Source organism: Haemophilus haemolyticus (assembly GCF_001008205.1).
Lineage (GTDB): Bacteria > Pseudomonadota > Gammaproteobacteria > Enterobacterales > Pasteurellaceae > Haemophilus > Haemophilus haemolyticus_Q.
Genome location: NZ_LCTK01000015.1, coordinates 41,679 through 49,673 on the forward strand (window position 1 = coordinate 41,679; position 7,995 = coordinate 49,673).

The window sequence follows — 7,995 nt, forward strand, 5'->3', positions numbered from 1 at the left end:
ACTTATCCTACAAATTATGCTTAAAGCCCAGCTTTTAAACTCGCTTCAATAAATCGATCTAAATCACCGTCTAATACGGCTTGCGTATTACGGTTTTCCACGCCAGTACGCAAATCTTTAATGCGTGAATCGTCTAATACATAAGAGCGAATTTGGCTTCCCCAACCAATGTCGGATTTATTATCTTCCATTGCTTGCTTATCTGCATTTTTCTTCTGTAATTCAAGCTCATACAATTTCGCTTTTAATTGTTTCATCGCTTGATCTTTGTTCTTGTGCTGTGAACGGTCGTTTTGACATTGCACCACAATACCACTTGGCATATGGGTAATTCGCACCGCACTTTCAGTTTTGTTTACGTGCTGACCACCGGCCCCTGATGCACGATAAACATCAATACGTAAATCAGCAGGATTGATTTCAATATCAATATCGTCATCAATTTCAGGGTAGACAAATGCCGCGCTGAATGATGTGTGACGACGGTTATTGGAATCAAATGGACTTTTGCGCACCAAACGATGAATACCGGTTTCTGTTCGTAACCAACCAAAAGCATATTCACCGCTCACTTTAATCGTTGCCGATTTCAATCCAGCTACATCACCGTCAGAGACTTCCATCAGTTCAGTTTTAAAACCTTTGCTTTCAGCCCAACGGAGATACATACGGAGCAACATTTCTGTCCAATCTTGAGCTTCCGTACCGCCAGAACCAGCTTGTAAGTCTACATAGCAATCACAAGCATCATGTTCGCCACTAAACATTCGACGGAACTCTAATTTTTCGAGTTGTAGTTCGAGTTCATCTAATTCAGCAACTGCTTCATTGAAGGTGTCTTCGTCTTCTGCTTCGATGGCAAGTTCTAATAATCCATCAACATCTTCTAAACCTTGTTCTAAATTTTTGATGGTATTTACAACTTGTTCTAAAGAAACGCGTTCTTTACCAAGCGCTTGGGCTTTATCTGGATCATTCCAAACATCCGGCTGTTCTAATTCCGCATTGACTTCTTCTAAACGCTCAACTTTGGCATCGAAGTCAAAGATACCCCCGAAGCACCGAAGTGCGGTCGGATAAGTCGGTGATTTTATTTTTTACAGGATTGATTTCAAACATAATAAATTCACTGTGTGATAAAGTGTGGAATTATATGCTATTTTCTTATTTTTGGATAGTTTGACCTTGCAGAAATTAGCAATCTCTCTATAATTTCAGACTTTCTTACTCAAGCTAATTTAGGAACAAAAAATGAAGAAAATTCTTACCGCACTTTTGTGCGTGGCTGCGGCTAATGCAATGGCAAACGATGCCACGATTAAAAGCAAATTACAGTCTCTTGGCGCATCAAATATTGATGTGAAATCCTCGCCAATTTCAGGCATCAAAACTGCCGTAACAGATCAAGGCGTACTTTATGTGACGGAAGATGGAAAATATGCTTTCCAAGGTAAACTTTACGAACTCACAAATAATGGCCCTGTTGATGTGGCGGGTAAAATTTTAGTGGATAAACTTAATTCTTATAAAAATGAGATGATTGTTTATCCCGCTAAAAATGAAAAGCATGTTGTGACGGTATTTATGGATATTACTTGCCATTATTGCCATTTATTACATCAGCAATTAAAAGAATATAACGATCTTGGTATTACCGTGCGTTATTTAGCTTTCCCTCGTGCGGGCATGAATAACCAAACTGCAAAACAAATGGAAGCAATTTGGACGGCAAAAGATCCTGTTTTTGCTTTAAACGAAGCTGAAAAAGGCAATTTACCGAAAGAAGTTAAAACCCCAAATGTTGTGAAAAAGCATTATGAATTAGGCGCGCAATTTGGCGTAAATGGCACGCCGAGTATTGTTACCTCAACTGGTGAGCTTATTGGCGGTTATTTAAAACCAGCTGATTTATTGAGCGCACTTGAAGAAACAGCGAAATAATTTTATAATGAAAAGCAAGGGGCAGATGCCTACCCCTTGTATTTAGTCGGTTATGCTTAATATGCTGGGGAGCTTAAAAGCATTAACAATACTAAGACTATGATATAAATACATAATTTAGGCATTATTAAAATCCTTAGCTGACACAATAGTTAGACTAATGGTCAGTAGAGCTTTTAACCCCTGTCAGCATTCAGGGTTAAAAGCCCTGACCGACAGGAAAAAGTATAGATAAAAGAGCTGTTGATTTCAACAGCTTTTTGCTTTTAGATATGAATTAATATCCAGTGAAAAAACTTATCAAACGCCGTGAAATTCCAATTGGAAATTCTGTTTCAAACCATCCGTTATTAGATCGCCTTTATCGCGCACGCCATATTCAAAACACCGAAGAATTAGACCGCACTTTAAAATCAATGCTGAATCCAAATCAGCTATATGGTATTGAACAAGCGGTAAATTTATTAGTAGAAGCTTACCAACAACAGCAAAAAATAGTGATTGTTGGGGATTTTGATGCTGATGGTGCAACTAGTACAGCATTGAGTGTGCTTGCTTTAAGACAACTTGGTTTTTCTGATGTAGATTACCTTGTACCAAATCGATTTGAACAGGGTTATGGTTTGAGTATTCCTGTGGCTGAAATGGCGATTGAAAAGGGTGTACAGATGTTAATGACGGTGGATAACGGCGTTTCATCTTTTGAAGGCGTTGCATTTTTAAAAGAAAAAGGTATTCGAGTTTTAGTCACGGATCATCATTTACCTTCCGAAACTTTGCCGCCAGCTGATGCTATTGTTAATCCTAATTTAAGTCAGTGTGGTTTTCCTTCAAAATCCTTAGCGGGCGTTGGTGTTGCGTTTTATTTGATGTTAGCCGTACGAGCAAAATTTCGTGAGCTCGGTATTTTTACTGCAGAAACACAACCTAATTTTACTGACTTGCTCGATTTAGTGGCATTGGGTACTGTCGCAGATGTGGTGCCTTTAGATCAAAATAATCGTATCCTTGCTTATCAAGGTTTAATGCGGATTCGTGCACGGCGTTGCCGTCCCGGTATTGTTGCATTAGCAGAAGTGGCTAACCGTAATATTGAACAGTTTACTTCAAGTGATCTCGGTTTTTGTATCGGACCTCGTTTAAATGCAGCGGGGCGCTTAGACAATATGTCGATTGGGGTAGAGCTTTTACTGGTGGACGATATGCTAAAAGCCAGAGAATTAGCGTTAGATCTTGATCAACTCAACCAAACGCGTAAAGAAATTGAAGCAGGCATGAAGCTTGAGGCGCTAGAAATTTGCCAAAATCTCACCGCACTTTTTAAAGAGTTACCTTCGGGGATTACACTTTATCAACCAGATTGGCATCAAGGTGTGTTGGGCATTGTGTCATCTCGGATTAAAGAGCAATATCATCGCCCTGTGGTTGCCTTCGCGAAAGATAGTGAGGGAATTTTGAAAGGTTCTGCGCGTTCTATCGAAGGTTTGCATATGCGTGATGTTTTAGAACGTATTCATTCGCAACATCCTAATATGATTTTAAAATTTGGTGGCCATGCGATGGCTGCGGGATTAAGCCTCCGAGAAGAACACTTTGATGATTTCCAACATGTTTTTAATCAAACCGTTGCCGATTGGCTTGATGAAGAACATTTACAAGGTGTAATCTGGACCGATGGTGAATTAAATTCAAATGAATTTAATCTTGAAACGGCGGAACTGATAAAATCAGTAGGCCCTTGGGGACAAGCTTTCCCAGAGCCTTGTTTTGATGGCGAATTTAAAATTTTAGATCAGCGTGCAATTGGACAAAATCAAAACCATCTCAAAATGTTAGTAGAGCCAAAACAAGGTGGACCTTTATTAGATGCAGTTGCGTTTAATATTGATACAAGATTGTATCCCGATCTTTCAATTAAACAGGCGAGATTTGCATATAAATTGGATGTTAATGAGTTTCGTGGTAACCGAAATGTACAGCTTTTAGTGGAATATATTGAAGCGATTGATGAGTAATGTTTTGAAATTTTATGGATTATTCGTATTAGGTTTATTTGGGTTTACATCATCGGTTCTAGCTGAAGTAAATCAAAAAGAATTTTCTACTCAAAATTCACCGCACTTACCATCTTCTGATGTCATGCATTTTGAAGATGGCCGAGATTATTTTTCTTATCAAGACCCTATTGAACAAGCGCCTAGAGCGGATAAAAAAATACGTATTCAATTCTTTTTTGATTACGATTGCCGCGTATGTTCGTCAGCGCAAGATATTTTGGAGCTTTATAGTCAAATGCGTACAAATAAAGTTGCGTTGGAACAATATCCTATTGCAACTGCGGATAGTCAGTTTAGCGCACGCATTTTTTATACCTTGCAAGCATTAAGTGCGGGTGAATTATCTAATGTTTTGCTATTTGAAACTTCAGAAAAATCCCGTTATGCAGAGTTATCTGTTACAAATAAAATTCAACAATGGGCAGAAGAACAAGGGCTAGATAAGCCGTTATTTATTCAAACTGAAAATTCAGAAAGAATAAAAGAACAAATTCAAGATGCGATTGAATTGACGCAAGAATATGGTGTGTTTACCTATCCTTACGTTGTCATTGGGGGAAAATATGTACTCACGGCGAGCACGCTTTATAACGATGATTATAGCGTTGCAGTGCTAGATTTTTTGGTAAATAAAATAGAACAGGAACAAAAGTGATGAAAATTGGAATTGTTGGCGCAATGGCGCAAGAAGTAGAAATTTTAAAAAATTTAATGGCAGAGAGAACTGAAACTCGAGTAGCAAGTGCGGTAATTTTTGAAGGTAAAATTAATGGTAAAGATATTGCATTATTACAATCAGGCATTGGCAAAGTGGCCGCTGCCATTGGCACTACGGCATTGTTGCAATTAGCCAAGCCAGATTTTGTGATCAATACTGGTTCTGCGGGTGGGGTAGCAAAGGGCTTGAAAGTTGGGGATATTGTAATTTCTGATGAGACACGCTACCACGATGCGGATGTGACAGCTTTTGGTTATGAAAAAGGGCAGTTGCCCGCTAATCCCGCAGCATTTTTATCGGACAAAAAACTAGCTGACCTTGCTCAAGAAATCGCAGAAAAGCAAGGACAATCAGTAAAACGTGGCTTAATTTGCTCTGGCGATAGTTTTATTAATAGTGAAGACAAAATTGCACAAATAAAAGCTGATTTCCCGAATGTGACAGGTGTTGAAATGGAAGCAACAGCGATTGCGCAAGTTTGTCATGCCTTTAACGTACCTTTTGTGGTTGTTCGAGCTATTTCTGATGCAGGTGATGGCGAAGCGAGTATGTCATTTGAAGAGTTCTTACCGTTAGCTGCAAAACAGTCTTCGGCATTAGTATTAGGGATGATAGACAGACTGTAGTAATAATCTTTTAATAAGATAATAAATTCTAAAATTGAATTATAAACATTATTTAAAAAGGCATAGCTTATTAGCTATGCCTTTTTATATGAGCCTATTAGAATTTATAGTTTAAACTCAGAATATAAGTTCTTCCTCGTGCAAAGTTATAAAGTACAGATTTATCTTTTCCTCCATCTTCACAAGTATTATTTTTACTACAAATTGAATCATTTAAGCTTGAATAATAGCGCTGTGAAGCAGCATCATTGCCTGAGTCTAAAGGATCAACATAACGTTTATCTAGTAGGTTTTGTATTTCAGCTTTGATAATTAAATCTTTAACAGGTTCATAACTTACATGCAAATCTAAAATAATCGGTTGTTTATTAATTTCCTCTGTTTTCTTAATTGCATAATAAGTTCGTTCATGGCTCGTATTTAATTCAAATTGAGAACCGTTAATATAATCTTCTTGAATGGTTGCTCGTTTACTTTTCCCATAGTAACGTGCTGCGATACCAAGAGTTAATTTTTGATCAAACCAGCGAGATCCTAGTTCTAATCTTCCATAATCTTTCGGTAACATTGAGATACGAGATAGACCATAACCTTGTTTTAGAATATCCTCTTTTGACGCATTATTAGGACGTGGACTTGCATCTGCATAATTGGTTGGTTGATTTGTTCGTTGATATGCATAAGACAGATTTGCAAAGAAACGTCCCATGTCATAGTTAATTTCTAACTCAACGCCGCTCTTTTTCACAATCGGCTTATAATTTTGATGAGCAATGGTAAATCTAAATCTATTCTCAGAAGCCCAGTCAGGAACAACGCCATCTCTCCACCATACACCATATACATTATGAATATAATTTTTGATAAAACTACGATAGCCCACTAATTTTAAACCTAATACATCTTCTTTAGTGAAAACGCCTTTTTTGTAGGTATTAAAACCAAGTTGATAAGTTTCAGCTCGCTCAGGTTTTAATGCCGTATTTACGCCAACATCAGATACTTGAGAGAAGAACATTTCTTGAATATTTGGCATTCTATGTGTGCGCGAATAGGTGAAAAACGGCATAAAATAATCATTGATATCCGCGCTAAGTGTTGCCGAGTGATTTATCGCTGTTTTATGTCCTGATTTATGCAAAATCGGTTCATTAATTTGTGTTGGTGTATTTTCGTAACCTACATACTCACCGTTAAATGCATAATGCGTAAAATTGACACTATAGTCTAAATGGTAAATACCTTTAGAAAGTGCGGTATCAAAATAAACAGTTTTAAATTTTTGTTTACCAGAAGGTTGTAAGATTACTGAACGTTGGGGGAGTAAAGTTCTAGTACCCTCAAATTTTCCTAAATAATTGTAACGACCAGGATCGTGCGATGCTTCTTTGGAAAATAAACTTAATTCGTCTGGAAAACGATTTTTGCTATATTCATTGGTAATATAGTTAAAACCTAACGTAGCTTTTAAATCAATTTCTTTTGGTAATAAGAATGTGTAGCTGTTATTAATATCAATGATATTTGCTACATTTTTTGTGATAAGTTTATCTGTGACTCGCCAGCCAGAAAAAAATCCTCCCTTAGGATAAATTGTTTTTCCAAGGTTATGTGCCACCATTAAGTTAAGATCGAGATAACTGTTATTATTAAAATTATAATTGACTTGGTAATTTTGATTCTCAATTTTGCGAGAACCAATTTTATTATCTAATGTACGTAGTTGCGCCCCTAGAGTATGGTGATCATCCCCATACTCAAATTTTAATAAATGGCTACGAGAACGAGATTGCAAACTGCCAGGTTCAATAGGGGCGACGCTATATTGATCTTTATTACGTTCAAATGATTTGTCAGTTTTTTCAATTCCATCATCACCTTTCTGGAGCTCTTCAATATCCTCAGGTTTTTTTCCAGCTCCTAATTGTTGTAGAATGTTTTTTCTAGCCTGATTTTTATAAATATTTTTTACACTGGTCTCTGTTTCTTCAGGATCGTATATATTGGATTTTTCAATATGAGTAATACAATTTGAATCGGTCCATATTGTTTCTGTTTCTCCTGTTAAATCATTAGAGCTTGTCGTTTTTTCTGTACTTCCATGAAATGTTGGAGAGGGGGCATTGCAAGACCAATGGTTTTTGTTTAAATCAGGTGTCCATTGTCCAGCTGAATTTAAAACATAACCTGCATTGCGGAAATAGGCTTCTTTCTCTTTAGCAAGAATATCTTGCCCTAGCGAAGACAATCGTTCTCCTCCACCAATACGATAATCTTGTGAAACTTCACGTTGGCTATAACCATATGCCACGCCTACATAGCCACCATTATCAAGCCATTTTCTGCCTGCAGCCATCGTCATAAAATTGGATTTAGTTGCATTACTTCCCGTCATTCCTTTTACGATGAGCCCAAAAGGTTTGTCATCAGTAATAACATCATTAACACTTAGTGTTCTAAAATTAGCACTACCAGACAAGGTATTTATACCATTAGAACCGGAAAAATTACTTTTATTAACATCTACACCAGCAATAAAATTGGGCTCTATCGCTGCTCCAAATTGAGAGCTACCACCAGATTGTCCTGAATCCATTGAGGTAGAATAAAAAGTTTGTGTGATACCATCGACCATAGTATTGACACGACCTAA

At 37.2% G+C, this 7,995-nt stretch carries 6 protein-coding genes; 4 read left to right on the forward strand and 2 right to left on the reverse strand.

Annotation, left to right across the window (positions count from 1 at the left end; translation table 11 throughout):
* Positions 1 to 20 precede the first annotated feature (20 nt).
* A protein-coding gene (prfB, locus tag AAX18_RS03655) for a peptide chain release factor 2 (RefSeq protein WP_155397207.1) occupies positions 21 to 1,119 on the reverse strand; the annotation gives its coding sequence in 2 pieces (ribosomal slippage) (positions 21 to 1,043 and positions 1,045 to 1,119; 1,098 coding nt in all).
* Positions 1,120 to 1,251: 132 nt separating this feature from the next.
* On the opposite strand from prfB, the gene dsbC reads away from it, so the two are divergent.
* The 4 genes from dsbC (at position 1,252) to mtnN (ending at position 5,342) form a co-directional block, all read left to right on the forward strand.
* Positions 1,252 to 1,941 (forward strand): bifunctional protein-disulfide isomerase/oxidoreductase DsbC, encoded by a 690-nt coding sequence (dsbC, locus tag AAX18_RS03660; protein WP_046952992.1) that lies wholly within the window; start codon positions 1,252 to 1,254, stop codon positions 1,939 to 1,941.
* Between the two features lie 287 nt (positions 1,942 to 2,228).
* Positions 2,229 to 3,956, forward strand: a complete 1,728-nt coding sequence (gene recJ / locus AAX18_RS03665; RefSeq protein ID WP_046952993.1) for a single-stranded-DNA-specific exonuclease RecJ — start codon at positions 2,229 to 2,231, stop codon at positions 3,954 to 3,956.
* Positions 3,949 to 4,653 (forward strand): thiol:disulfide interchange protein DsbA/DsbL, encoded by a 705-nt coding sequence (locus AAX18_RS03670; RefSeq protein WP_046952994.1) that lies wholly within the window; start codon positions 3,949 to 3,951, stop codon positions 4,651 to 4,653. The genes recJ and AAX18_RS03670 overlap by 8 nt, the downstream gene beginning before the upstream one ends.
* Positions 4,653 to 5,342 carry a 5'-methylthioadenosine/S-adenosylhomocysteine nucleosidase gene (gene mtnN / locus AAX18_RS03675; protein WP_046952995.1) on the forward strand — a complete coding sequence of 230 codons (690 nt, stop codon included), beginning with the start codon at positions 4,653 to 4,655 and terminating at the stop codon, positions 5,340 to 5,342. Before AAX18_RS03670 ends, mtnN begins: the two co-directional genes overlap by 1 nt.
* 97 nt (positions 5,343 to 5,439) lie before the next feature.
* On the opposite strand, the gene AAX18_RS03680 is transcribed toward mtnN, so the two are convergent.
* The coding region (locus AAX18_RS03680) for a TonB-dependent receptor domain-containing protein (RefSeq protein ID WP_052748874.1) at positions 5,440 to 7,995 on the reverse strand (2,556 nt) is incomplete at its 5' end.

Coding starts and splice junctions, on each gene's coding strand:
- dsbC (WP_046952992.1), top strand. CDS start 1,252: ATGAAGAAAATTCTTACCGCACTTTTGTGCGTGGCTGCGGCTAATGCA.
- mtnN (WP_046952995.1), top strand. CDS start 4,653: ATGAAAATTGGAATTGTTGGCGCAATGGCGCAAGAAGTAGAAATTTTA.
- AAX18_RS03670 (WP_046952994.1), top strand. CDS start 3,949: ATGAGTAATGTTTTGAAATTTTATGGATTATTCGTATTAGGTTTATTT.